The following is a 22439-nucleotide window of genomic DNA, read 5'->3' as shown; positions in this document are numbered from 1 at the left end:
TTAGTTGAGCGGTCCGCCGGCGACGTACAGCACCTGGCCGGAGACGAAGCCGGCGGCCTCGCCGGTGAAGAAGGCGATGGCGTTGGCGATGTCCTCGGGCTCGCCGACGCGCTGCACCGGGATCTGGGTGGCGGCGGCCTTCTTGAAGTCGTCGAAGCCCATGCCGACCCGGTCGGCGGTGGCCTTGGTCATCTCGGTGGCGATGAAGCCCGGCGCGACGGCGTTGGCGGTGATGCCGAACTTGCCCAGCTCGATGGCGAGGGTCTTGGTGAAGCCCTGGAGGCCCGCCTTGGCGGCGGAGTAGTTGACCTGGCCGCGGTTGCCCAGCGCCGAGGAGGAGGAGAGGTTGACGATCCGGCCGAAGCCCGCGTCGACCATGTGCTTCTGCACGGCCTTGGTCATCAGGAACGAGCCGCGCAGGTGCACGTTCATGACGGTGTCCCAGTCGGAGACGCTCATCTTGAACAGCAGGTTGTCGCGCAGCACGCCCGCGTTGTTGACCAGGATCGTCGGGGCGCCCAGCTCCTCGACGATCCGGGCGACGGCCGCCTCGACCTGCGCCTCGTCGGACACGTCGGCGCCGACCGCGATCGCCTTGCCGCCGGCGGCGGTGATCTTCTCGACGGTGTCCTTGCAGGCGGCCTCGTCGAGGTCGATCACGGCGACCGCACGGCCCTCGGCGGCCAGTCGTACGGCGGTGGCGGCGCCGATGCCGCGCGCCGCGCCGGTGACTACCGCGACCCGCTGTTCAGTGGTGGACATTGCTGCTTCTCCTCGCCCTTGAGAGAACCTGTCGGGGCCCCGGGAAGTGAGCCCCTGATGCGGTGAGCGACCGCTTAGTACCTTCAGTACACGTGACGCTAGAAGCCCTGGCACCCGGTGTCAACGGCACACCGGGTGCGTGTGATCCATTACCTCACCAAGAGGTCGAGCAACCGCTCCGTCTCGGCCGCCGGGTCGGTGGTCAGGCCGGTGTGCACGGGACCCGGCTGGACGACCGTGGAGCGGGGCGCGATCAGCCAGCGGAAGCGGCGCCCGGCGTCGTCCTCGGCGGCCTGCCCGGCCTCAGCACCGCCCGCGCAGTGGCGCTCGACCGCGCCGAGCGCCGCCCGGATCCCGGCCACGTCCGCTTCCGGGTCCAGGGCGAGCAGCCGGGCCTCGTCCAGGTGGGTGCGGGCGCCGACGTAGGCCCGCGCACGGCTGTAGACGACGACGCCCGCGTTGATGCACTCGCCGCGCTCCACGCGCGGTACGACCTTGAGCAGCGCGTACTCGAACACGTCCCGGTCGCCGCCCTGGCCCGCCCGGGTGATGTGCCGCTCGGTGACGTGGCCGGCCATGTGGATGTGGGTCTCGCTCACTTGGTCCCCTCGATGCCGGTGATGCGCTCGGCGATGACGGCCGCCCGCGCGAACAGCGGCCCGGCGTAGGCCCGGCGCAGGTCGTCCGGGGTGTCGAAGCCGGGCTCGTCGGTGAGCCAGGCGTCCGGGATCTCCGCGGTGACCTCGGCGAGCAGGTCCTCGGTGACCCGGTGTGCCAGGTCGGCCGCCGCAGCGGCGACGTCCGGGGCGAAGCGGGCGAGGGCGTGGTCGGAGGCGTCGTAGGGGCGCGCCGCGGAGGCCTCGGCGGAGGTCCAGTTGTGGTGCCAGATCATCGTCGCGCCGTGGTCGATGAGCCACAGCTCGCCGCGGTGCACCAGGAGATTCGGGTTGCGCCAGGACCGGTCCACGTTGTTGACCAGCGCGTCGAACCAGACGATCCGACCGGCCTCCTCGGGGCTCACCGGGAAGGCGAGCGGGTCGTAGCCGAGGGCGCCGGAGAGGAAGTCCATGCCGAGGTTGGTGCCGCCGCTGGACCTGAGCAGGTCCTGCACCTGCTGTTCGGGCTCGCCGAGGCCGAGGACCGGGTCCAGCCGGACGGTGACCAGCCGGGGCATCCGGAATCCGAGGCGGCGCGCGAGTTCGCCGCACACCACCTCGGCGACCAGTGTCTTGCGGCCCTGTCCGGCGCCGGTGAACTTCAGGACGTAGGTCCCGAAGTCGTCGGCCTCGACGAGCCCCGGCAGCGAGCCCCCCTCACGCAGGGGCGTGACGTAGCGGGTCGCGGTGACTTCCTTGAGCATCGCCCCAGGTTACTGGTGACGGCCGACAGCAAACCCACAGCTGTGGCTTACGGCCGTCTCATGCCCGGAGGGCAAGGATCTGGCTGCCCGTCTGAACGGGCGGCGTCCGGGCGCCGTACCCCTGGACGGACCACGACAAGCTCCGCGGAAGGGAACCCACATGACCAGCGCATCGCCCCAGCCCCATGCCGGACCGGCCCGCCGTACCGTCGTGGCGGCCGCCGGAGCGGCGGGGCTCGCCGCCGCGCTGACCGCCTGCGGTTCGGGCGACAACTCGTCGGACACCGTCAACACCGGATCCGGTTCCTCCGGCTCGGCAGGGACCACCGGCTCCACGGGAGCGTCGCAGAACAGCGGCGGCTCCGCCGGGGGCACCGCGCTCGCCAAGACCTCCGACATCCCCGAGGGCGGCGGGAAGGTCTTCAAGGACCAGGGCGTGGTGGTCACACAGCCGGCGGCGGGCACGTTCAAGGCGTTCTCGTCCAAGTGCACCCATCAGGGATGCGCGGTCGGCAGTGTGGCGAACGGCGTGATCGTCTGCCCGTGCCACAACAGCCACTTCTCCGCCGAGGACGGCAGTGTGAAGCAGGGCCCCGCCACGCAGCCCCTGCCCGCGGCGAAGATCACCGTCTCCGGCGAGGACATCAAGCTGGCCTGAGCCGTCTCAGCCCCGTCCGCGCGGCCGTCCGAGACAGCCGAGCACCTCGTCGGTGGTCGCGATCGTGGCGACCAGCGCGAGGGTGTGCCGGATCATCGCGGGCGTGTAGTCGGCGGGCACCCCCGCGATGGCGTCGGCCGGGACGACGGCGGTGTAGCCCAGGTTGACCGCGTCGAACACCGCGTTGGGTATCGCCACGTTGGCCGAGACACCGGTGACGATCAGCGTGCGGCAGCCGAGGTTGCGCAGCAGCGCGTCGACGTCGGTGCCGTGGATCGGGGACAGGCCGTGCAGCCGGCGTACGACGACATCCTCCTCGGCGACCTCGATCGGGGCCGCCACCCGCACGGCCGTGCTGCCGCTCAGCTGCTGCACGGGAAGCCGCTCGGCGGCTCGGAACAGCCGGGCGTTGCGGCTCGCGCCCCGGCCGTCCGGGCGGCGCTCGGCGATCGCGTGCACGACCTGGACTCCGGTCTCGTGTGCGGCGGCGACCAGCCGGGCCACATTGCGCAGCACACCTGAGGAGCGGGCCGCACGGGCGAGTTCCGGCAGGGCGCTGTCCGTGCCGACGACCCCCTGCTGGCACTCCACGGTGAGCAGGACGGTGCTTGCGGGGTCGAGGAGTTCGCTGAGCTGTTCGTACGACGGCATGGCGCGCGCCCCCTTGAAGCAGATCCATCGCAGCCGACCCGGTGAAGCCGGCCCGGCGAAGCCGGCCACTTGAGCAGACCCGTTCTCTTTTCTGACGTAGTGTCAGAGGATCAGTACACAATAGTTCTCTGGCACGACGTGGGAGAAGAGGGGGCCGCATGACCGTCACTCAGCAGCGCCGGGGCCGGAAGATCATGATGACGCCCGGCGAGCTGGACGAGTTCCTCACCAGTCAGCGCACCTGCCGGGTCGCGACCGTCTCGGCGGACGGCACTCCGCATGTCAGCGCGCTGTGGTTCGCCTGGGACGGCACCTCGCTATGGCTGTACTCGGTGGTGCGCAGCAGGCGTTGGGCGCAGCTGCGCCGCGATCCGCGGGTGGCCGTCGTGGTCGACTCGGGCGAGGAGTACGACCAGTTGCGCGGCGTCGAACTGTCCGGCCGGGTGGAGTTCGTGGGCGAGGCGCCGCGCACCGGGGAGCTGTGCGCCGAACTCGACACGCCCGAGACGCTGTTCGCGCGGAAGAACTTCGGCCTGGACGAGATGCCGCACGACGGCCGCCACGCCTGGGCCCGGCTGACCCCGGAGAAGATCGTCTCCTGGGACTTCCGCAAGCTGGGCGGGGCATAGGCTCCGGCGCTCAGCCGACCTTCCGCGCCGCCGCGCGCAGGGACTCCACCGCCGCCCGGATCGAGGGGCGGCGGTCGGCGTCCGCTCGCCAGATCACGTACACGTGCCGGCGCACCCGCTGCTTGAGCGGCACGAGGACCACGCCCTCCGGGACCGGGTGCCGGCCCAGCAGCGGCGCGATGCACACGCCCAGTCCGGCGGCGACCAGGCCGAGCTGGGTGTGGGTCTCGCCGGCACGGTGGCCGACGATCGGCTCGACGCCCTTGGACCGCAGCGTGAACATCAGCCACTCGTGGCAGAACTCGCCCTCGCCCCAGGTGATCCACTCGTCCTCGGCGAACTCGGTGAGGTCCACCTCGTCCCGGTCGGCGAGTCGGTGCCCGACGGGCATGGCGACATCGGCCGGGTCGTCCAGGAGCGGTGCCTTGACGAGGCCGTCGGGCACGGGCATCGGCTTGTTGTACCAGTCGAGGACCACCGCGAGATCGAGATCGCCCCGGATGACGGCCGCGACGCCCTGCTCCGGCTCCAGTTCGCTGGAGCGCACACGCAGCCCGGGATGCCGGGCCCGCAGCGCGCCGAGCGCGACGGGGAAGAGCCCGCGAGCGGCGGTCGGGAACGCGGACAGCCTCAGCTCGCCGACCACCTGCCCGCGATGCGCCTCCAGGTCGGACTCGGCGAGTTTGACCTGCGACAGGATGCGTGCCGCGTGTTCCGACAGCAGCCGGCCGGCGTCGGTGAGCCGCACCCCCCGGCCGTTCTTGGCGAGCAGCTGCTGACCGATCTCGCGCTCCAGCTTGCCCAGCTGCTGGGAGACGGCGGACGTGGTCACGTGCAGCGCGTCCGCGGCGGCGCTCACCGAGCCGTGCCGGGCGAGGGCGTCCAGGGTGCGCAGGCGCTCCAGGTTCAACATGTAAGCAATTCTACGAGGTATCAGGTGTGAAATGTCGATTGTGCTACGAGGTTGCCTCCAGCATCCTTGAGGTCATGAGTACGGCCACGTCACCCCGAACCCAGTCCTCCGCCCCCGCCCGCCCCCGCACCCGCCTCGACTGGCGGCTCCGCTTCGGCGCGCTGTCCCTGATCTGGGGCTTCAGCTTCCTGTTGATCAAGGTGGGCACGGAGGGCTACGCGCCCTTCCAGGTGACCCTCGGGCGTCTGGTGTTCGGTACGGCGGTGCTGGCGGCGGCGATGGCGGTGAAGCGGGAGAAGCTGCCGCGCGGGGCCCGGCTGTGGGGGCACATGGCGGTCGCCGCGTTCTTCCTGAACGCCCTGCCGTTCTCCCTCTTCGCCTACTCCGAGCTGACGATCCCGTCCACGCTGGCCGGTATCTGCAACGCGACCTCGCCCCTGTGGGGCATGGCCCTGTCCCTGGTCGCCCTCTCCGAGGACCGGCCGACCCGGGTCCGCGTGGCCGGCCTCGGTCTCGGCTTCCTCGGGGTGCTGACGGTCCTGGGCGCGTGGCAGGGCTTCCACGGCCTGGACGCCACGGGTACGGCGATGGCCCTGCTGGCGTCGCTGAGCTACCCGGTCGGCTGGATCTACGTCCGGCGCACCCTCGCGGGGACGGGCAACTCCCATCTGTCGATGACGGGCGCGCAGCTGATGCTGGCGACGCTTCAACTGGCCGTCATCACACCGCTGTTCGCCGGGTTCCCCACGCACGTCTCGCTGGTGCCGATGCTGGCGATCGCCGCGCTGGGGGCGCTGGGGACCGGGCTGGCGGTACTCATTCAGTACGGACTGGTCGCCGAGGTCGGGCCGACCACGGCGCAGATGGTCACGTACTTCATTCCCGTGATCGCCACGGCGGCCGGTGTCGCGATTCTCGGGGAGTCGCTGCGGTGGACGACGCCGGTGGGTGCGGTCGTCGTTCTTGCGGGGGCCGCGCTTACTCAGGTGCGGCGGAAGAGCGCCTGAGGCGGAGGGGCTTGCGGTTTCGTGCGCGAGTGCGTGCCGCATGCGGTCGCTCGCGCGGTTCCCGCGCCCCTTTCTCACTCGCCGTCATCCATAGACGCGGGCCGGTGACGGCCGTACCGCTGCCGCCACCGCGTCCGCCAGGAGGCCGATGTCCTCCTCGGTGAGGGTCGAGACGGTGATGCGGATGCCCGGCGCGGAGGCCACGCGGAAGCGGGCCCCGGGTGCCACCGCCCAGCCCGCCTGCAACAGGCGGGCCACCGCGCCGGTCTCGTCGGGGACCGGTACCCACACGTTCATGCCGCTGCGGCCGTGGGCGGCCACTCCGCGTTCCACCAGCGCTTCCACCAGGGCGTCGCGCCGGGCGCCGTACGCCTTCGCCACCGCCGCCCGGTCCACCGCGCCCTCCGCCCACAGCCGGGCCACGGCCCGCTGCAGCAGCAGGCTCACCCAGCCCGGCCCGAGGCGCTGGCGGCCGCGTACCCGGTCGACGGTGACCGGGTCACCGGCGACGACGGCCACCCGCAGGTCGGGGCCGTAGGCCTTGGAGGCGGAGCGGACGACAGCCCAGTGGTGGGTGACGCCCGCGAGGGGGTGCAGCGGGAGGTCGACGATGCCGTGCCCGTGGTCGTCCTCGATCAGCAGGGTCCCCGGGTGCTCGCGCAGCACCGCGCGCAGGGCACGCGCGCGTGGGGCGGTCACCGAGGCGCCGGTCGGGTTCTGCGCGCGGTCGGTGACGATCAGCGCGCGGGCTCCGGACTCCAGGGCCCGGCGCAGGTCTTCGGGGCGGGGTCCGTCGTCGTCGATGCCGACCGGGACCGTGCGCAGGCCCAGCGCCGGGACCAGGTCGAGGACACTGCCCCAGCCGGGGTCCTCGACGGCGACCGCGTCGCCCGGCCGGAGGTGCGCTGCGAGGACGCGTTCGATGGCGTCGAGGGACCCGGACGTCACGGTCAGCGGGCCGTCCGGGACGCCGTCGGCGTCGAGTTCGGCGCGGGCCATGCGAAGCAGGTCCGGGTCGACCGGGTCGTCGCCGTAGAGGACGGGCCGCCGGTCGCCCTCCCCCGCCGCCGCGGCGAGGGCCGGGGCGAGCCGGGGCAGCAGGGCGGGATCGGGGTTGCCGGCCGCCAAGTCGCGGCCCCCGGCGGGGACCTCCACCCGCAGTTCCTCGCGCCCGGTGGTGGCCGGCTTGGGCCGGACCCGGCTGCCGCGCCGGCCGGCCGTCTCGATCACCCCGCGCTCGCGCAGGGTGCGATAGGCGGCCGCCACGGTGTTGGGGTTCACCCCGAGCCGGGTCGCCAACTCCCGCATGGGAGGCAGGGGTTGCCCCGCCCGCAGCTCACCGGCGCCGACGGCGCGCTCGACGCTGGCCGCGATCTCGGCTGCGCCGCGCCCTTGGATGGGATACTCTCCTAGCACAAAGCACATTATGCACTAGTGCAATATAAATGGCAAGATCGCCAGATCGCCGTTGCTCGCCATGGAGGAACAGTCATGCAGGGGACGACCGAGGAAGCCCGGGCCGCCGCCTACACCCCGACCGACCGCACCGTGCCCACGCGCTCCGCGGACCGGGCGTCGTACGACAGGCAACTGGTGCACGCGATACTCGACGAGGGGTACGTCTGCCACCTCGGCTTCGTCCGCGACGGTGCCCCGGTGGTGCTGCCGACCCTGTACGGCCGGGTCGGCGAGCGGCTGTACGTGCACGGATCCACCGGTTCCCGCCCGCTGCGGATGACCGGCGAGACCGACCCGGGCCTGCCGGTGTGCCTGACGGTCACCCACGTGGACGGCCTTGTGCTGGCCCGGTCCGCGTTCCACCACTCCATCAACTACCGCTCCGTGGTGGTGCACGGCGTCGCACGCCAGGTCACCGACCCCGAGGAGCGGCGGGTGGCCCTGGACGCGCTGGTGGACCACGTCGTGCCGGGCCGCGCCGCCGACTCCCGGCCCGCGAACAAGAAGGAGCTGGCCGCCACCGCGGTGATCCGGCTGGACCTGGACGAGGTCTCGGCCAAGGTCCGCACCGGCGGCGCCAACGACGAGCCGGAGGACCTCGGCCTGCCGCACTGGGCCGGCGTCGTCCCGGTGCACAGGGGGTACGGCGCGCCGGTTCCCAGCGCCGACCTGGCACCGGGCGTCGAGCTCCCGGACTACCTGAAGGCCCTGTAGGCCCCCGGACAGGGCCTACACCGGGACGTCCTCCCGGCCGCCGACCCCGCGGGCCTCGCCCACCGCGAGGACCGCGACCGCCCCGAGCAGGAGCAGGATGCCGGCCGCGGTGGCCGCCGTGAGCCGCTCGCCGAGCAGGACGACGGCGAGCACCGCCGCGGTCACCGGCTCCAGCAGCATGATCACGGACACGGTGGCGGACCGTACGACGGCCGCCCCGGCGAAGTACAGGGCGTACGCGAGGGCTGTCGGCACCGCGGCGATGTAGAGCATGAGCCACAGCAGCCGCGCCGGGTGGGCGGTGTGCGGGAGCAGTCCCTCGTGCAGGGCGAACGGCAGCAGGCACAGGCCGGTCACCGCGAAGGCCCCCACGGTGGTGCCGGAGGCGTCGGTGGCCCCGGCCCTCCCCCACCAGCGGGTCAGCAGCGTCATGGCGCCGTACCCCGCGGCCGAGACGAGCGCCAGGAGCACTCCCGCCGGCCGCACGGTCGCGGCCGAGCCGCCCAAGGTGAGCACGGCCAGCCCGGCGAGCGCCCCGGCGACGGCCGGCGCCCCGCCGGCGCCGAGCCGTTCCCCGAACAGCAGCCGGGCGCCGAGCGCGATGAGGACGGGGCCCGCGCCGAGAGTGACGACGGTGGCCACGGCCAGGCCGGTCGACTCCACGGCGGCGAAGTAGGCGGTCTGGAACACCGCCAGGCCCAGACCGGTGGCGAGGACCCGGCCGGCCCTGCGGACCAGGGGCTCGGCCCCGGCCGGCCGGGGCCACGGGCGCAGTCCGCGTCCGGCGAGCAGCAGGACCAGACCCAGCGCGCAGCGCCAGAAGGACAGTCCGAATGCGCCCATGTCACTGGTCCGCTGGACCAGGGAGGCGGCGGCGCCGACGGTGCCCCAGGCGGCACCGGTGATGATCAGATAGAGCAGGCCACGCCCCACGGGCAGGCCGGAAGCGGCGTTCGACGTCGTCAAGGAATTCTCTCCGCAGAAGCGCACCACGAGATGCGGAAGTTCGGGGCGGCCCGCCTCAGCGGGGCGCACGGACTTCGTCTGCGGGCAGCACCGTCCGGCCCGGCGCGCACCCGCGCGGGGCCGATGTCCCGGAGGCCCGCCTCAGGCGGCCGGGGGTGAAAGAACGAGTGCGTTCAACGACATGATCAGCACCTTAGGCAGCCGTACCGCGGGCCGACAACTCCCTTTCGGCCCCGCCCGCGGCCACCGGCTCGGCGGAGCCCTTCGCGGGGGCCGAGGACTGGGCGATGAACGCGCCGACCAGGACGACCGCGCCACCGGCCACCTGGGGCGCCGACAGATGCTCGCCGAGCAGCACCCAGGCCAGCACGGTCGCGATGACCGCCTCCAGGCAGGCCACGACCCCGGCGACCTGCGGCGACAGTCGGCGCACGGACAGCACACCGGTGACGTACGCGACGACGGTGGCGATCAGCACGATCCAGCCCAGCAGCGCGAGGGCGGGTACGGCGGTGCCGTTCATGTCGGCGGAGCCGGACAGCACCGACCAGCGCATGCCCCAGGGGCGGGCCACGACCGTCAGCACGAGGGCGCCGACGAGCAGGCCGTAGGCGATGACGCCGAGCGGGTCGGGTGCCTCGTCGCCCGCGTCGCCGCCGTGGTCGGCCAGGACGAAGTAGCCGACCTGGCAGCAGGCGGCGCCGAGCGCGAGCAGCAGGCCCAGCGCGTCGAAGCTCAGCCCCGACCAGACCTCCACCACGCAGGCGAGACCGCCGGCCGCGAGGACCACACCCAGCGCGGCGGCGCGCGTCACGGGCCGCCGCTGCACGAACCGGACCCAGCCGAGCACCAGCGCGGGAGCGAGGTACTCGATGAGCAGCGCCACACCGACCGGGATGCGGGAGAGCGCGGCGAAGTAGCAGGCCTGGACGCCAGCGACGGCGAGCAGTCCGAACCCGGCGAGCAGCGCGGGGCGGCGGCGCAGCAGCGCGCGGTGCCGTACGGCGACGGGCAGCATGACGACGGCGGCGCCGGCCACCCGCAGCCAGACCACGTGGAGCGGGTCGAGTCCCGCCTCGATCAGCGGCTTGGCCGCCACTCCCGACCCACCGAAGGCCAGCGCCGAGGCGAGCGCGAGCCCCAGCCCGACGCCCTTGCCGCGGCTGTCCTGACTGCTCTCTGACATATGCACCGGCACATGATGACAGGCGGCGACATGAGCGTCATCCCTGTTGACACCTGTCTCAGGCTCTGGACGTCCGGCGGTGTCAGTGAGCCGGGCCCGAGTCGGCGGCGTACTCGTCCGCGCCGGGTTCGACCGGGGTGTTCAACTCGCGGATGCCGGCGCGTCCGAGGACCTCGACGGCGCGGGAAGCCGGGTCCGCGGTGAGCGCGGCGAGGAGGTCGAGGCCGGTGACGCGGGGCTCGCCGCGCAGCCGGGCCCGCTCGCGGGCCGCGGCGAGGGCGGCGGCGGCCGCGGGCGACCAGCCGGCGGTGTCCCTGGGTTCGCGTGCGCCGGGCACGGCCGCGGCGGGGACGACGGCGAGCGCGCCGGAGTCCTCGACGCTGCCCTGCCAGCGCAGCCCGTAGCCGATGCTGCGCTGCACGAGGTAGCCGAGCAGCCGGGCGAGTTGCTGCGGGCCGCCGACGGCGGCGCGCACCTCGGGGTCGTGCTCCAGGAGGGAGTGCAGCAGGTGCGCGGTGTCGGTCTGGCGGTCCCCGTCCCGGACGGCCCTCCGGCGGGCACCGGCGACCACCGCTGCCAGCTCGGCGCCGAGCACGGCATCGTCGTCCGGGTGCGCGGCCGCCTCGCCATGGGCGGTCCAGTGGGCTGTACGGGGTTGCACAACCCCTACCCCATCAGCCTCAACGGGCCGAGTCATCCACGAGGGGAACCATCTTCGCGTCCCACACAGAGTGGACCCGGGTGTTCGAGATCTCATCCTTACGGAGGAGATTCGGCCGATCCGGCCCCAGGGGCGCGCGCCGCCTTGCCGTGCGCCGCGTACGCAACCGCAGAATTTCTGACGGTTCATCAGTATTGAATGTTCACGCCGCTGCGGCTACGTTCCGCGACACCTTAGCCCGCTACGCCCGATCCGAAGGGGTGGTCGCATGGCCGAAGTCAGCGCGGAGGCACGCATCCAGGCACCGGCCGAGAAGGTGTGGGCCCAGCTCACCGACTGGCCGTCGTACGGGGAGTGGAACGCCACCCACACCAGCTTCCCCGAGGGGGGCCCTGAGACCCTGGCCGTGGGCGGGACCTTCCAGGAGAACATGAAGCTGATGGGCTTCCCGGCCGAGGTCGACTGGACCATCGAGGAACTGGAGCCGGCACGGGTGTTCGCCATCCGCGGCAAGGGCCCGATGGCGGTGACGGTCGCCACCCGCTACACCCTCACGCCCGACGGCGACGCCACGTCCGTCCGGATCGACGGCGAGTTCACCGGCGCGGCGGTGTCGCTGATGGCGGGCAAGCTGAAGGACTCGGCGACGGCCGCGCTGAACGAGTCGCTGCGCAAGCTGGCCGGCCTCGTCGCCTGAGCCCCGAGCGGCCCAGGCGCGATCCCCCGAGCCCCGGCGGGCCCGGCACGCGAAGGCGCCCCGCGCGGTGTCGCACGGGGCGCCCGGTCCGTCGTACGAGCCTCAGTGCTCGTCGGCGAGGATCAGGTACAGCTTCTTGCGGGCGTCGTTGATGACGGCCAGCGCCTTCTCGCGCTGTTCCTTGCTGCCGGTCTTCCAGACCTGGCTGAAGGCCTCCATCAGCCCGAAGCCGGCCTGGCGGATCTCACTGAGGGCCTCCCAGTCGACCCCGCGCGAGGCCTCCTCCCAGGGGGCGTCCGGGCCCTCGTCGGCGGCGGCACGCCCGGCCTCGGTGAGCGCGAACAGCTTCTTGCCGCCCTCGCTCTCGCTGGCGATCAGGCCCTCGTCCTCCAGCAGTTGGAGGGTGGGGTAGACCGAGCCGGGGCTCGGCTTCCACGCGCCGCCACTGCGTTCGGCGATCTCCTGGATCATCTCGTAGCCGTGCATGGGGCGGTCCTTGAGCAGGGCCAGGATCGAGGCCCGCACGTCACCGCGCCGCGCCCGCCCCCTGGGGCCACCGCGCCCCCCGGGTCCCCAGGGGCCTGCTCCGAAACCGGGGCCGCCGGGGCCGAACCCCGGACCACCCGGGCCGAAGGGCCCGAAGGCGGCCCGCCGCCGGTCGAATCCACCCATGCCCCGCGGGGCCTGACCCTCGTGCCGATGCCCATGCTCGAATCCGTGGGTACGCATCGCGATCACTCCATTCCATCGATGATCTGTCACGTCTGCGTCGCGTATTGTTCGCGATGCTTCAACGATATATCGGAACCGATCGTGTGACAAGCCTCTTCGCGGCGCCGGTCGACCTGCGTGGCGAGGTAGGTGTCGAACGCTTCCGGCCCGGCAGCGGCCGAGGGCCGGGCGGGGGTCACGGCGATGGACCACCAGGTGGCTTCCGCGCCCGAAGGGCCGACGCACGGCCGACCATTCCACCGCCTCGGCCTCGGCCCAGGGCGAGCTCGGACCGGTGGAAACGAACGAAGCGACAGAGCGTGACGCCCTGCCTGTTCACGGGACGGGGCTGATGATGCCGACCGGGATGAGGCATCCCGGAACGTCAGCGGCCCCCGCCCTCCGCCCGCAGCGGGCAGCCGGTGCCGACACGCGAGGTGAGGTCCGCGCGGAGGGCGGTCAGTTCGGCCATGCGCGCGTCGATGATCCGGATCTTGTCCTCGAAGAGGGCGGACAGGGCCTCGGCGCTGTCCGGGGCGTCGCGCAGCTCCTCGCCGTGCCGGGCGATCTCGGCCAGGGTGAAGCCGAGCGCCTGGGCGGTGCGGACGTAGCGCAGCCAGATCACGGTCTCCGGCGGGAAGTCGCGGTAACCGTTGGGCAGACGGTCGCCGTCGAGCAGGCCGATGCGCTCGTAGAAGCGCAGGGTGTCCTTCGACAGCCCGGTGCGCGCGGCCAGTTCTCCGATACGCATGACTCCCCCGCCGCCAGGTCGACTTGACCTTGGAGCGTACTCCGCTGTTTAGCGTGGGCGGCGTCCGAGCGAGCCCTCCCGAGGAGCCCCCGATGACCCCTGCGGCCCCCGCCTATCTGCGCCTTGTCTGCATAAGCGGCTGGTACGACCTGATCGTCACGGCCGGTTTCGCCACGCCGTGGACCTACGCGCTGCTGCACCGTCTGCTGTCGGCCGCGGGCGACGCGGCCGGCCTCGGCACCATGCCGGCGCTCACCCCCATGCAGACGCTGTACGCCAACCTGATGGGCTCGGTCGTCGTGGTCTGGTCCCTGCTGCGCGTGGCACGGCCCCTGCCCCTGCACGGCCTGCTCGACGGCACCGCCCGCGCCCTCTTCTCCCTGTGGCAGGCGTATGCGCTGGCGCACGGTGGGCCCGGGGTGCTGTGGCCGTTCCTGGTGCTGGAGGTCTCGTTCGGACTCGCCCAACTCGCCCCCTGGGCGGCGGGGCTGCCCACCGCCACCGGGCGCGGAACATGCCAGGGTTCGTGAATTGGCCTTGGGCGGGCGTCCGGCGCAGCCGCTAGCGTCGACGTCATGCGCATTCGAATCGTGGACGCCTTCACCGACCGCCCCTTCGCCGGCAACCCGGCCGGAGTCCTGCTCCTGGACGACGTCTTCCCGGACGACGACTGGCTCCAGAACGTCGCCATGGAGGTCAACCACGCCGAGACGGCGTTCGCCCACCGGCTGCCCGAGGACGGTGCGGCGGACTGGGCGCTGCGCTGGTTCACGCCCGTCGCCGAGGTCGCCATGTGCGGGCACGCCACGCTCGCCACCGCCCACGTCCTGCACACCACCGGTGCCCACGAGGGCCCGGTGCGGTTCACCACCCGCAGCGGCGTGCTCATCGCCACGCCCGCTGAGGACGGCTCGATCACGCTCGACTTCCCGACGGCCCCGCTCACCCCCGCCGAGATCCCGGCCGGGGTCGCCGAGGCCCTCGGCGCGGAACCGGTCGCCGCCTTCGACACCGGTCCGAACGTCGGCGACCTGCTGCTGGAGCTGGCCGACGAGAAGACGGTTCTCGGCCTCGCGCCCGACCACAAGTCCCTCGGCGCCTACTCCTCGCGGGGCATCATCGCCACCGCCCGCGCCGACGACCCGTCCCGCGGCTACGACTTCGTCTCCCGCTGCTTCTTCCCGAACGTCGGCATCGACGAGGACCCGGTCACCGGCAGCGCCCACACCGCGCTCGCCCCGCACTGGTCCGCGCGCCTGGGCCGCGACGACCTCACCGGGCTGCAGGCCTCCCGCCGTACCGGCCTGGTCCGCACCGGCCTGCGCGGCGAGCGCACCCTGCTCACCGGCCGCGCGGTCACGGTCATCGAGGGCGAACTGCGCGCCTGAGGGGGCGGCCCCCGGCACTCAGGCCGTCGGCAGCCAGCCCACCTTGCCCGCGAGCAGGGCGTAGCCGACGAACGCGCCGATGTCGAGCAGGGAGTGGGCGACGACCAGTGGACCCACCCGCCCCCAGCGGCGGTACAGCCACACGAACACCACGCCCATGACCATGTTGCCGATGAAGCCGCCGACGCCCTGGTAGAGGTGGTAGGAGCCGCGCAGGACGGCGCTGGCCACCAGCGCGGTCCCCGGGGTCCAGCCCAACTGGCCCAGCCTGCGCAGCAGATAGCCGACGACGATCACTTCTTCGAGGATCGCGTTCTGCAGGGCGGACAGGATCAGCACCGGGAACTTCCACCACACGTCCGGCAGCGCCTCGGGCACGACCGTGAGGTTGAAGCCGAGGCCGCGGGCGGCCAGGTAGAAGGCGATCCCGGTGCTGCCGATCACGGCCGCGACGCCGGCCCCCCGGCCCAGGTCGGGCCAGGGCCGGGTGCGGTCGAAGCCCACCGTCCGCAGGCTCCCGCCCTCGCGCATGAGCAGGTGGGCGACCAGGGCGACGGGGACCAGCGCGCTGGCGATGCCGAACAGCTGCCAGGCCAGGTCGAGCCAGGGGCGGCCGGGCGCGGCCGAGGCGTTGAGGGTGGCCGCCTGGTCCTTCAGGCCGCCCGGCTTGGTGACCGCGCCGATGAAGCTGATCAGCGCGGAGACCCCGCTCGCTCCCAGCGACAGCGCCAGGACGAGCAGCGTCTCGTCCCGCAGGATGCGCCGCGGGTCGCGCCGCCGCGTCCCGGAATCGGCCACCGAGTCAGCCTCCACCTGCACCCCTGCCTCCATCCGGCTCATGGGCCCCTGGCCCACCTCTGCCTGGCAAGGATCGCAGACGGACATGAGAGACCAGAATCGCTCTCCGCCGTCGGCCCCACCGCTCACCGGCTGATCATCCGAGAGGAACCGCCTCCGGCAGTCCCACCGGCCACATGTGCACCGGCTCTCCCACATGCATCAGCTCGGCATACCGCCGCGTCGTAGCGGCAAGCGCGGCGTCCCGGGTCAGGCCCTGCTCCAGCAGCCGGTGGAACGTGGCCGCCTGCCAGGACGCCCCGTTCACCCGGCGCCGGCAGCGCTCCTCGATGACGCCCAGGTAGAGGTCGCGGTCGGCCGGCTCCACGCCCCAGGCGTCCAGCCCGGCCGAGGCCAGCGGCAGCAGCTCGTCGCGGACCAGGGTGACCGCGTCGACCTCGCCGGTGCCGCCGTAGCGTCCCCGCCGGGGCCATACGAACCGCGCGTCGATGCCGTACCGGCACGCGGTGTCGAAGTTCTTCTCGGCCGCGGCGAAGGGCAGCCGGGTCCACACCGGGCGGGACTCCTCGGCGAGGGCACGGACCAGGCCGTAGTAGAAGGCGGCGTTGGCGATCACATCGGTGATGGTCGGACCGGCCGGCAGCACCCGGTTCTCCACCCTGAGGTGCGGTACGCCGTCGGCGATGCCGTACACCGGCCGGTTCCAGCGGTAGATCGTGCCGTTGTGCAGCACCAGTTCGGCCAGTCGGGGCGTGCCGCCCGCCTCGACGACCTCCAGCGGTTCCTCGTCGTCGCAGATGGGCAGGAGCGCGGGGAAGTAGCGCAGGTTCTCCTCGAACAGGTCGTAGGCGGAGCTGATCCACCGCTCGCCGAACCAGGTGCGCGGCCGTACGCCCTGGGCCTGGAGCTCGGGCGGGCGGGTGTCGGTGGACTGCAGGAACAGCGGGGGCCGGGACTCGCGCCACAGTTCGCGACCGAACAGGAACGGGGAGTTGGCGCCGACGGCGATCTGCGCGGCGCAGGCCACCTGCGCCGCGTTCCACACGTCCGCGAACCGGGCCGGGGTGACCTGGAGGTGCAGCTGTACGGAGGTGCACGCGGCCTCGGGGACAATGGACTTGGAAGTGCAGACGAGGTGCTCCACGCCCTCGATGTCGACCCGGAAGTCCTCGCCGCGCGCGGCCACGATCTGGTCGTTGAGCAGTGTGTAGCGGTCCACCTCAGAGAGGTTGGAGGAGACCAGGTCGTCGCGGTCGAGCGTGGGCAGGATGCCGATCATGACGATGCCGGCGTCCACCTCGCGCGCCTTGCGGTCGGCGTAGGCGAGCGAGGTGCGCAGTTCCTCGGCGAGCCGGTCGAATACCCGGCCGTCCAATCGGTGTGGGGCTATGTTGACTTCCAGGTTGAACATGGCGAGTTCTGTTTGGAAATCACGGCTCGCGATGCGCTCCAGCACCTGGCCGTTCAACATTTTCGGCATACCGTCCGGCCCGGCGAGATTCAATTCGATCTCGACTCCCATGAGGTTCTTGGGACGATCGAATCGCTTCTCCCGCAACAGTCGCTCCAGTCCCGCGAGACACTTCTGGAGCTTTTCGCGGTAGCGCTGGCGATCGGACAGATCGAACCGCCCCGCCACGACCTTCTCCCCCATCGAAGTGTCCCTCCTCGGATGGGCGGGCCGGGGGTCCGGCCGCCGGGTTCCCGGGTGCAGGGGGGATGATGCCCCGTGGAAAGCGATCGATAACGCCCCGCGCGAGCCGGGCACCCGCTACTCTGTCGGAATGTTCCCCGCGGCACATTCACGGGGCATGCGTCAGCCCGCACCTCGGGTTCCCCGAGCACCTCGTGAAAAACGCCGACGACATCCGGCCGACCGTTACCGGTGCGTATTCCGAGGTCAGCGGCGGCGGGGCGGCCGGGAACCGGGAGGAGTCCCGCAAATCGTCGGCGTATTACCGCCTTGCGCGACTTCCCGAGATGAGATAGACGAAACAACGGCCGAACACGCGTCATATAAACTTCGCCCACAAGGCAGAAGGTTGACGCCTCGGTCCTGGTTCCTGCCGTGTCCAGGCCGTCCCGACGACGGGCGGCAGGCCGAGCCGCACCCATGTTCACCGACCCGGGCCTCCACCCTTCCGGCCTTCCCGTGAGCAGACAGCGCCGTCCGCCCCACCCCTCCTCGCGCCGCCGCGCCTGTCGAACGAGAGAGGCGACCCACATGCCGCTTCACGTGCCCCCTGCCCCCGCGCCTGCCCTGCGTTCCGTCCTCACCGCCCTCGGTTCCCCCACCGCGGTGCGTGAGGCCCGCACCCCCTCCCTGCGCGCCGCGCAGGGGCCGACGACACCCGAACTCCCGCTGCCCGTGCACGTGCTGGACCGCATCACCGCACCTGGCCTGTCCGCGACCCGGCTGGCCGGCTGGCGCTTCCTGATCCGCTGTGGCGACCGGGCGGTGGCCGCGGCGGAGACCATGCTCACCCCCGACGGCTGGGCCTTCTCCCACTTCTTCGAGGGCCCGTACGTCCCCTCCACCGAGCGCGCCCTGCAACAGGCCGAGGCGCTGCAACAGCCGTACCAGGCCCGGCTGCTGTCCGTGCCGGGTCTGTACATGCTCACCCTGTGGCTGCACGGCGACACCACCGCCGACGGAGCCGAGGGACACCCGGCCGACACCGATCTGCTCGTCCCGCTGGCGCCGGCGCCACCCGGCATCCCGGCACACCGGCCCTTGCCGGTCAGCGAGTTGCTTCCGGTGCTGACCCATCGCGCGACTCCGCTGCCGCTGCTCGGGCCGCCCGTGCTGGGCTCGCCCGCCTGACCGGCCGACCCCGTACCCCGCTTGCCCGGACGGCGAGCGGGGTACGTACATGCCAGGGGTCTGGCCTGCAGGGACTAGCCCGATCCGGCCACTGGGAACCACCCGAAGTGACAGTGCACTTGGACTGAACCGTCCGCGCGGGTGACGCGTCATGAACCTGTGAGAAGCGGTGCTGCGAAATCCCTGCGGAATGACGCCGAGAAGGCAACACTGGGTTCCGACCGACTTATCACCACGGGGGACGGCCATGACCACCACAGAGCGAGAGATCCCACCCATGTGCCAGCACCAGCCGCCGTGTCCGACAGCCGAGTCCGCCGACCGGGAGTCCGCCCGTCTCGTGGCGCACCACCCGGAGCAGGGATGGAGTCTGCTGTGCAACGGCGTCCTGCTCTTCGAGGACACCGGTGAGCTGCTGCCCGACGGCCGGGTCATCGCCCCGCACCGCCCGCTCGGTGCGGACCAGGTGATGACCGCCGCCTGAGCGGAGCACGACGAGCGACCTGAGGGGCCGGCCGCACACATCCGGTGCGCACCGGCCCCGACGTGTGTCCGGGCCCGGTTACAGGCCGTAGCCGAGCGCTACCGGAGTGCATCCCGCGGGGCCTGGTACGCCGGGTTGTTCCAGGCGAGCGGCCGCACCGGTCGCCGTGGCAAAGACACCGTCCGCCCCACTGGTCGAATCGCCGGTACGGGAGTGGGATGGAAGGAAGCAAGGGCCTTGCAGTGCGGGCACGTCCGCGCGCGAGACGCCCCGGCGTCGCCCGCGAGGAACGGTGGAGTGATGTCCGGTTACGACGGCTCGGCGAGCGCTCGGGTGGTGGTCGGTGTGAGCGGCTCCCTGGGCAGCGTCACGGCCCTGCGGCGGGCCACCGCGCTGGCCCGCCGGCTGGGAGCGGAACTGTGGCCCGTGCTGGCATGGGAGCCACCCGGCGGTGACCCCGCCGCGCGCCGCTCCCCCGCCGCCGGTCTGCTGGTGGAGGACTGGCAGCGGCTGGCCAGACAGCGGCTTGCCTCGGTGCTCGAGGAGATCTTCGGCGGGGACGCCCCCGGTGTGCCGATGCACGCCGTCGTCGTCCGCGGTGCTCCGGGCCCGGCGCTGGTGGCGACCGCCGACCGGGAGGACGACGTCCTGGTGGTGGGCGCGGGCAGGCGCGGTCTGCAGCGCGCCTTCTCCGGCCGCGTCTCGCGGCACTGCCTGGCGCACGCGGTCTGCCCGGTGCTAGCGGTGCCCCCGTCGCCGCTGGAGTCGGAGCTGCTGTCCGTCCACCGGCGCAACACCTGGCATCTGCGCATGGACATCCGCGGGCTGTGAGGCCCCCCGGGGTGTGACAGCGCGATGAGGCGCCACGCAGTCCCGCGACCTCGATGCGCCGGGCGCGCTGGGTTCGCGTCAAGAACGGCCCGTCGGCCGTCAGGGCGCCGTCAAGGTGCGCGGCGGCCGTGCTCCGGCGGGCCCGGGCGTGTCTACCGTCTCGGTCATGAGGCACCGCGACGACACCCACGCCCCGGTCACGGGCTCGTACCCGACCGGCACCGCCGGCACGGCACACGACCGTGACTGGGAAGCGGAGGTGCGCGCGTCGCTGCGGTGCGCGGCCGTGCTGCTCGGGATGCTGCTCCTCATCGACTGGGCGGCCGGCACCCTCATCTGGTGGCGCGGTGCCCTGTGGGCGGGCATCGCCCTGCTGCTGTTCCTGGTTCTGGTCCCGGCGCGGGTCTCGGCCGGTGCGGGTTGGCTCGCCACGCGCCGTCTGCTGCGCACCCGCCGGGTCCGCACCGATCTGCTCGTCGCGGTGCGGACCCTGGACGGCGTCGCGCAGCGGCTGGTCCTGCGCGACGCCCTCGGCAACCGGGTCGAGCTCGACCCCGAGGTTCTGGTCCGCAACCCGGCCCTGCGGCATCTGCTCGACGAGGGCGCCCGGCGATCCGAGGCCGCCGGCACCCTGCTGTGCGGCACGACCGCCCTGAGCCGCCTCGCCCGCCGCCTCGACCATGAGACGGCTCTGGCGGTGTTCCGGGCCTCCGGCATGAAATGAGGTGGTGTTTCAAAGGCCCCGCCGCACGATCGGTGGCTCTCCACGGCTCCCAGGGCAATGACACTCGGTGGCCGTCCCCGGCACCGCACCGCGGGCCGTCGGCCGACCGGCCGTCTCCCGGGAAGACTCTCCGGCCTCCTCTTCTTGCTGCTGCCCTGCCGCTCCCGCGCCATTCTTAACGCAAGATTGACGCCCTCCCCACCGGGATCCGTGGGCCCAGGCGTCACTCTCTGCATACGCTGGTGCCCGCCGTCCGCTTGATGGCCGGAAAAGAGCTGAGCCGCACACAGGAGCCCACCGATGGCCACGACCGAGCACCCCCCTCCCAGTCGCTTGCGCAACTGGATGCTGGAGGGGCTCTCCGACATGGGCAAGCACGGCGGCCACACCGGGCCCCACGCCGAGCCGGAACCCCCGCACAAGGGCCAGCGCTGGTGGCGCGTGATGTGCCTGACCGGTGTCGACTACTTCTCGACCCTCGGCTACCAGCCGGGCATCGCGGCGCTCGCGGCGGGACTGCTCGGACCGATCGCGACCATCGTCCTCGTCATCGTCACCCTGGCCGGAGCGCTTCCGGTGTACCGCAGGGTCGCCGAGGAGAGCCCGCACGGCGAGGGTTCGATCGCCATGCTGGAGCGGCTGCTGTCCTTCTGGCAGGGCAAGCTGTTCGTCCTGACGCTGCTCGGCTTCGCCGCCACCGACTTCCTGATCACGATCACCCTGTCGGCCGCCGACGCCTCCACCCACCTGATCGAGAACCCGCATCTGACCGACGCCCTGCAGGGCAAGCAGATGCTGATCACCCTGATCCTGGTGGCGCTGCTCGGCGCGGTGTTCCTCAAGGGCTTCCTGGAGGCGATCGGCGTGGCGACGGCGCTGGTCGGTGTCTACCTCGCGCTGAACGTCGTCGTCGTGGTCGTCGGCCTCTACCACGTGGTCACCGCGGGACATGTGATCACCGACTGGTCGAGCGCGCTGACCGCCCAGCACGGCAACGTCTTCGTCATGATCGGCCTGGCGCTGATCGTCTTCCCCAAGCTCGCGCTCGGCCTGTCCGGCTTCGAGACCGGCGTCGCCGTCATGCCCCACGTCCAGGGCGATCCCGGGGACACCGAGGAGAAGCCGACCGGCCGGATCCGCGACACGAAGAAGCTGCTCACCACGGCCGCGCTGATCATGAGCGCCTTCCTGATCACCTCCAGCTTCATCACCACGCTGCTCATCCCGGAGAACGAGTTCAAGACCGGCGGTCAGGCCAACGGGCGCGCACTCGCCTACCTCGCGCACGAGTACCTCGGCAACGCCTTCGGCACGGTCTACGACGTCTCGACCATCGCGATCCTCTGGTTCGCCGGCGCCTCCGCCATGGCCGGCCTGCTGAACCTGATGCCGCGCTATCTGCCCCGCTACGGCATGGCGCCGCACTGGGCGCGCGCGGTGCGCCCGATGGTCATCGTCTTCACGCTCATCGCCTTCCTGGTCACCTGGATCTTCGACGCCAACGTCGACGCGCAGGGCGGCGCCTATGCCACCGGTGTGCTGGTGCTCATCAGCTCCGCGGCGATCGCGGTGACCATCGCCGCGCGCAAGGCGGGGCAGCGCAAGTGGACCATCGGCTTCGCCGTGATCTCCGCGGTGTTCCTCTACACGACCGTGGTGAACGTCATCGAGCGCCCGGACGGTGTGAAGATCGGTGCCTGCTTCATCGTCGGCATCATCCTGGTCTCGCTGCTGTCCCGGCTCGCCCGTGCCTTCGAACTGCGCGTGACCAGCCTGACGCTGGACCCGATGGCGGAACGCTTCATCCGGGACATGGCCAGCCGGAAGATACGGTTCATCGCCAACGAGCCCGGCCACCGCGACAAGGCCGAGTACCGCGACAAGGTCGAGCAGATCCGCGCCGACAACGACATGCCGGAGCAGGAGGACTTCGTCTTCGTCGAGGTCACGGTCACCGACCCCTCCGAGTTCGAGGCGGGTCTGACCGTGCGCGGCGAGGTCCTGCACAACCGCTACCGCGTCCTGACCCTGGAGTCCTCCTCCATCCCCAACGCCCTCGCCGCGCTCCTCCTGCACGCCCGCGACGTGACCGGCTGCACCCCGCACATCTACTTCGAGTGGACCGAGGGCAACCCCTTCGCCAACTTCCTGCGCTTCTTCCTCTTCGGCCAGGGCGAAGTCGCCCCGGTCACCCGCGAGGTCCTGCGCGAGGCGGAACCCAACCGGCAACGCCGCCCGCGGGTGCACACCGGCTGAGGCCGGACCG

General features: G+C 72.1%; 25 protein-coding genes. 12 read left to right on the top strand and 13 right to left on the bottom strand.

The features are described 5' to 3' along the window. From fabG to ACIBJF_RS31775, 3 genes are all read right to left on the bottom strand, one after another. Positions 1-762 (bottom strand): 3-oxoacyl-ACP reductase FabG, encoded by a 762-nt coding sequence (gene fabG, locus ACIBJF_RS31785; protein WP_399178871.1) that lies wholly within the window; start codon positions 760-762, stop codon positions 1-3. A gap of 149 nt (positions 763-911) precedes the next feature. Then, on the bottom strand, positions 912-1361 hold the full coding sequence (locus ACIBJF_RS31780) for a DUF3037 domain-containing protein (protein WP_399178869.1): 450 nt from the start codon (positions 1359-1361) through the stop codon (positions 912-914). Beyond that, positions 1358-2122 carry a HipA family kinase gene (locus ACIBJF_RS31775; RefSeq protein WP_399178868.1) on the bottom strand — a complete coding sequence of 255 codons (765 nt, stop codon included), beginning with the start codon at positions 2120-2122 and terminating at the stop codon, positions 1358-1360. Before ACIBJF_RS31775 ends, ACIBJF_RS31780 begins: the two co-directional genes overlap by 4 nt. Positions 2123-2282: 160 nt before the next feature. On the opposite strand from ACIBJF_RS31775, the gene ACIBJF_RS31770 reads away from it, so the two are divergent. After that, complete coding sequence (locus tag ACIBJF_RS31770) at positions 2283-2780, top strand: Rieske (2Fe-2S) protein (RefSeq protein WP_399178867.1); 498 nt, start codon at positions 2283-2285, stop codon at positions 2778-2780. A 6-nt stretch (positions 2781-2786) separates the two neighbouring features. On the opposite strand, the gene ACIBJF_RS31765 is transcribed toward ACIBJF_RS31770, so the two are convergent. Next, the gene (locus ACIBJF_RS31765; protein WP_399178865.1) at positions 2787-3431 is read right to left on the bottom strand and encodes a cysteine hydrolase; all 645 of its coding nucleotides are present in this window, start codon (positions 3429-3431) and stop codon (positions 2787-2789) included. 158 nt (positions 3432-3589) lie between these two features. On the opposite strand from ACIBJF_RS31765, the gene ACIBJF_RS31760 reads away from it, so the two are divergent. Then, positions 3590-4060 carry a pyridoxamine 5'-phosphate oxidase family protein gene (locus tag ACIBJF_RS31760; protein WP_399178864.1) on the top strand — a complete coding sequence of 157 codons (471 nt, stop codon included), beginning with the start codon at positions 3590-3592 and terminating at the stop codon, positions 4058-4060. Positions 4061-4070: 10 nt separating this feature from the next. Here ACIBJF_RS31760 and ACIBJF_RS31755 read toward each other — a convergent pair whose 3' ends face one another. Further along, the gene (locus ACIBJF_RS31755) at positions 4071-4973 is read right to left on the bottom strand and encodes a LysR family transcriptional regulator (RefSeq protein WP_399178862.1); all 903 of its coding nucleotides are present in this window, start codon (positions 4971-4973) and stop codon (positions 4071-4073) included. A gap of 74 nt (positions 4974-5047) precedes the next feature. On the opposite strand from ACIBJF_RS31755, the gene ACIBJF_RS31750 reads away from it, so the two are divergent. Further along, the gene (locus tag ACIBJF_RS31750; RefSeq protein ID WP_399178860.1) at positions 5048-5980 is read left to right on the top strand and encodes a DMT family transporter; all 933 of its coding nucleotides are present in this window, start codon (positions 5048-5050) and stop codon (positions 5978-5980) included. Between the two features lie 84 nt (positions 5981-6064). Here the strand turns inward: ACIBJF_RS31750 and ACIBJF_RS31745 are convergent, their stop codons facing one another. Beyond that, positions 6065-7396 (bottom strand): aminotransferase class I/II-fold pyridoxal phosphate-dependent enzyme, encoded by a 1332-nt coding sequence (locus ACIBJF_RS31745; RefSeq protein ID WP_399178858.1) that lies wholly within the window; start codon positions 7394-7396, stop codon positions 6065-6067. A 75-nt stretch (positions 7397-7471) separates the two neighbouring features. On the opposite strand from ACIBJF_RS31745, the gene ACIBJF_RS31740 reads away from it, so the two are divergent. Then, positions 7472-8152: a pyridoxamine 5'-phosphate oxidase family protein gene (locus ACIBJF_RS31740; RefSeq protein ID WP_399178856.1), complete on the top strand. Its 681-nt coding sequence runs from the start codon at positions 7472-7474 to the stop codon at positions 8150-8152. A 15-nt stretch (positions 8153-8167) separates the two neighbouring features. Here the strand turns inward: ACIBJF_RS31740 and ACIBJF_RS31735 are convergent, their stop codons facing one another. From ACIBJF_RS31735 to ACIBJF_RS31725, 3 genes are all read right to left on the bottom strand, one after another. Beyond that, positions 8168-9118 (bottom strand): DMT family transporter, encoded by a 951-nt coding sequence (locus ACIBJF_RS31735; RefSeq protein ID WP_399178854.1) that lies wholly within the window; start codon positions 9116-9118, stop codon positions 8168-8170. A 193-nt stretch (positions 9119-9311) separates the two neighbouring features. After that, on the bottom strand, positions 9312-10316 hold the full coding sequence (locus tag ACIBJF_RS31730) for an EamA family transporter (RefSeq protein ID WP_399178853.1): 1005 nt from the start codon (positions 10314-10316) through the stop codon (positions 9312-9314). Positions 10317-10386: 70 nt separating this feature from the next. Beyond that, positions 10387-10965 carry a Clp protease N-terminal domain-containing protein gene (locus ACIBJF_RS31725; RefSeq protein WP_399178851.1) on the bottom strand — a complete coding sequence of 193 codons (579 nt, stop codon included), beginning with the start codon at positions 10963-10965 and terminating at the stop codon, positions 10387-10389. A gap of 268 nt (positions 10966-11233) precedes the next feature. Here ACIBJF_RS31725 and ACIBJF_RS31720 point away from each other — a divergent pair, with 268 nt between their 5' ends. Continuing rightward, positions 11234-11662, top strand: coding sequence for an SRPBCC family protein (locus ACIBJF_RS31720; protein WP_351807994.1), 429 nt, complete (start codon positions 11234-11236; stop codon positions 11660-11662). A 102-nt stretch (positions 11663-11764) separates the two neighbouring features. Here the strand turns inward: ACIBJF_RS31720 and ACIBJF_RS31715 are convergent, their stop codons facing one another. Both ACIBJF_RS31715 and ACIBJF_RS31710 read right to left on the bottom strand, forming a co-directional pair. Beyond that, positions 11765-12391 carry a PadR family transcriptional regulator gene (locus ACIBJF_RS31715; RefSeq protein WP_399178849.1) on the bottom strand — a complete coding sequence of 209 codons (627 nt, stop codon included), beginning with the start codon at positions 12389-12391 and terminating at the stop codon, positions 11765-11767. Positions 12392-12758: 367 nt separating this feature from the next. Next, positions 12759-13124 (bottom strand): MerR family transcriptional regulator, encoded by a 366-nt coding sequence (locus ACIBJF_RS31710; protein ID WP_399178847.1) that lies wholly within the window; start codon positions 13122-13124, stop codon positions 12759-12761. A gap of 92 nt (positions 13125-13216) precedes the next feature. On the opposite strand from ACIBJF_RS31710, the gene ACIBJF_RS31705 reads away from it, so the two are divergent. Together ACIBJF_RS31705 and ACIBJF_RS31700 are read left to right on the top strand one after the other, a co-directional pair. Then, complete coding sequence (locus ACIBJF_RS31705) at positions 13217-13654, top strand: hypothetical protein (protein ID WP_399178846.1); 438 nt, start codon at positions 13217-13219, stop codon at positions 13652-13654. Positions 13655-13699: 45 nt separating this feature from the next. Next, entirely contained in the window at positions 13700-14512 is an 813-nt protein-coding gene (locus ACIBJF_RS31700) for a PhzF family phenazine biosynthesis protein (RefSeq protein ID WP_399178844.1), read from the top strand. Between the two features lie 18 nt (positions 14513-14530). Here the strand turns inward: ACIBJF_RS31700 and ACIBJF_RS31695 are convergent, their stop codons facing one another. Together ACIBJF_RS31695 and ACIBJF_RS31690 are read right to left on the bottom strand one after the other, a co-directional pair. After that, positions 14531-15343 carry a CPBP family intramembrane glutamic endopeptidase gene (locus tag ACIBJF_RS31695; RefSeq protein WP_399178925.1) on the bottom strand — a complete coding sequence of 271 codons (813 nt, stop codon included), beginning with the start codon at positions 15341-15343 and terminating at the stop codon, positions 14531-14533. A gap of 103 nt (positions 15344-15446) precedes the next feature. Next, positions 15447-16964, bottom strand: coding sequence for a glutamate--cysteine ligase (locus tag ACIBJF_RS31690; protein ID WP_399178842.1), 1518 nt, complete (start codon positions 16962-16964; stop codon positions 15447-15449). Positions 16965-17534: 570 nt separating this feature from the next. Between ACIBJF_RS31690 and ACIBJF_RS31685 the strand changes: the two genes are divergently transcribed. The 5 genes from ACIBJF_RS31685 (at position 17535) to ACIBJF_RS31665 (ending at position 22429) form a co-directional block, all read left to right on the top strand. Then, positions 17535-18134, top strand: a complete 600-nt coding sequence (locus ACIBJF_RS31685; RefSeq protein WP_399178840.1) for a hypothetical protein — start codon at positions 17535-17537, stop codon at positions 18132-18134. Between the two features lie 277 nt (positions 18135-18411). Next, the gene (locus ACIBJF_RS31680; RefSeq protein ID WP_351808028.1) at positions 18412-18618 is read left to right on the top strand and encodes a DUF5999 family protein; all 207 of its coding nucleotides are present in this window, start codon (positions 18412-18414) and stop codon (positions 18616-18618) included. 300 nt (positions 18619-18918) lie between these two features. Continuing rightward, entirely contained in the window at positions 18919-19449 is a 531-nt protein-coding gene (locus ACIBJF_RS31675; protein ID WP_399178838.1) for a universal stress protein, read from the top strand. Between the two features lie 166 nt (positions 19450-19615). Further along, positions 19616-20173: a hypothetical protein gene (locus tag ACIBJF_RS31670; RefSeq protein ID WP_399178836.1), complete on the top strand. Its 558-nt coding sequence runs from the start codon at positions 19616-19618 to the stop codon at positions 20171-20173. Positions 20174-20473: 300 nt separating this feature from the next. After that, positions 20474-22429: an amino acid transporter gene (locus tag ACIBJF_RS31665; RefSeq protein WP_399178834.1), complete on the top strand. Its 1956-nt coding sequence runs from the start codon at positions 20474-20476 to the stop codon at positions 22427-22429. The last annotated feature ends 10 nt before the right edge of the window (positions 22430-22439 follow it).

It is taken from the genome of Streptomyces sp. NPDC050743 (assembly GCF_044456925.1).
Lineage (GTDB): Bacteria > Actinomycetota > Actinomycetes > Streptomycetales > Streptomycetaceae > Streptomyces.
The sequence above is the reverse complement of the archived record's forward strand: the minus strand, read 5'-3'. Positions and strand labels throughout refer to the sequence as shown.

Coding starts and splice junctions, on each gene's coding strand:
- fabG (WP_399178871.1), bottom strand. CDS start 762: ATGTCCACCACTGAACAGCGGGTCGCGGTAGTCACCGGCGCGGCGCGC.
- ACIBJF_RS31775 (WP_399178868.1), bottom strand. CDS start 2,122: ATGCTCAAGGAAGTCACCGCGACCCGCTACGTCACGCCCCTGCGTGAG.
- ACIBJF_RS31770 (WP_399178867.1), top strand. CDS start 2,283: ATGACCAGCGCATCGCCCCAGCCCCATGCCGGACCGGCCCGCCGTACC.
- ACIBJF_RS31765 (WP_399178865.1), bottom strand. CDS start 3,431: ATGCCGTCGTACGAACAGCTCAGCGAACTCCTCGACCCCGCAAGCACC.
- ACIBJF_RS31760 (WP_399178864.1), top strand. CDS start 3,590: ATGACCGTCACTCAGCAGCGCCGGGGCCGGAAGATCATGATGACGCCC.
- ACIBJF_RS31755 (WP_399178862.1), bottom strand. CDS start 4,973: ATGTTGAACCTGGAGCGCCTGCGCACCCTGGACGCCCTCGCCCGGCAC.
- ACIBJF_RS31750 (WP_399178860.1), top strand. CDS start 5,048: ATGAGTACGGCCACGTCACCCCGAACCCAGTCCTCCGCCCCCGCCCGC.
- ACIBJF_RS31740 (WP_399178856.1), top strand. CDS start 7,472: ATGCAGGGGACGACCGAGGAAGCCCGGGCCGCCGCCTACACCCCGACC.
- ACIBJF_RS31720 (WP_351807994.1), top strand. CDS start 11,234: ATGGCCGAAGTCAGCGCGGAGGCACGCATCCAGGCACCGGCCGAGAAG.
- ACIBJF_RS31715 (WP_399178849.1), bottom strand. CDS start 12,391: ATGCGTACCCACGGATTCGAGCATGGGCATCGGCACGAGGGTCAGGCC.
- ACIBJF_RS31710 (WP_399178847.1), bottom strand. CDS start 13,124: ATGCGTATCGGAGAACTGGCCGCGCGCACCGGGCTGTCGAAGGACACC.
- ACIBJF_RS31705 (WP_399178846.1), top strand. CDS start 13,217: ATGACCCCTGCGGCCCCCGCCTATCTGCGCCTTGTCTGCATAAGCGGC.
- ACIBJF_RS31700 (WP_399178844.1), top strand. CDS start 13,700: ATGCGCATTCGAATCGTGGACGCCTTCACCGACCGCCCCTTCGCCGGC.
- ACIBJF_RS31695 (WP_399178925.1), bottom strand. CDS start 15,343: ATGGAGGCAGGGGTGCAGGTGGAGGCTGACTCGGTGGCCGATTCCGGG.
- ACIBJF_RS31690 (WP_399178842.1), bottom strand. CDS start 16,964: ATGGGGGAGAAGGTCGTGGCGGGGCGGTTCGATCTGTCCGATCGCCAG.
- ACIBJF_RS31685 (WP_399178840.1), top strand. CDS start 17,535: ATGCCGCTTCACGTGCCCCCTGCCCCCGCGCCTGCCCTGCGTTCCGTC.
- ACIBJF_RS31680 (WP_351808028.1), top strand. CDS start 18,412: ATGTGCCAGCACCAGCCGCCGTGTCCGACAGCCGAGTCCGCCGACCGG.
- ACIBJF_RS31675 (WP_399178838.1), top strand. CDS start 18,919: ATGTCCGGTTACGACGGCTCGGCGAGCGCTCGGGTGGTGGTCGGTGTG.
- ACIBJF_RS31670 (WP_399178836.1), top strand. CDS start 19,616: ATGAGGCACCGCGACGACACCCACGCCCCGGTCACGGGCTCGTACCCG.
- ACIBJF_RS31665 (WP_399178834.1), top strand. CDS start 20,474: ATGGCCACGACCGAGCACCCCCCTCCCAGTCGCTTGCGCAACTGGATG.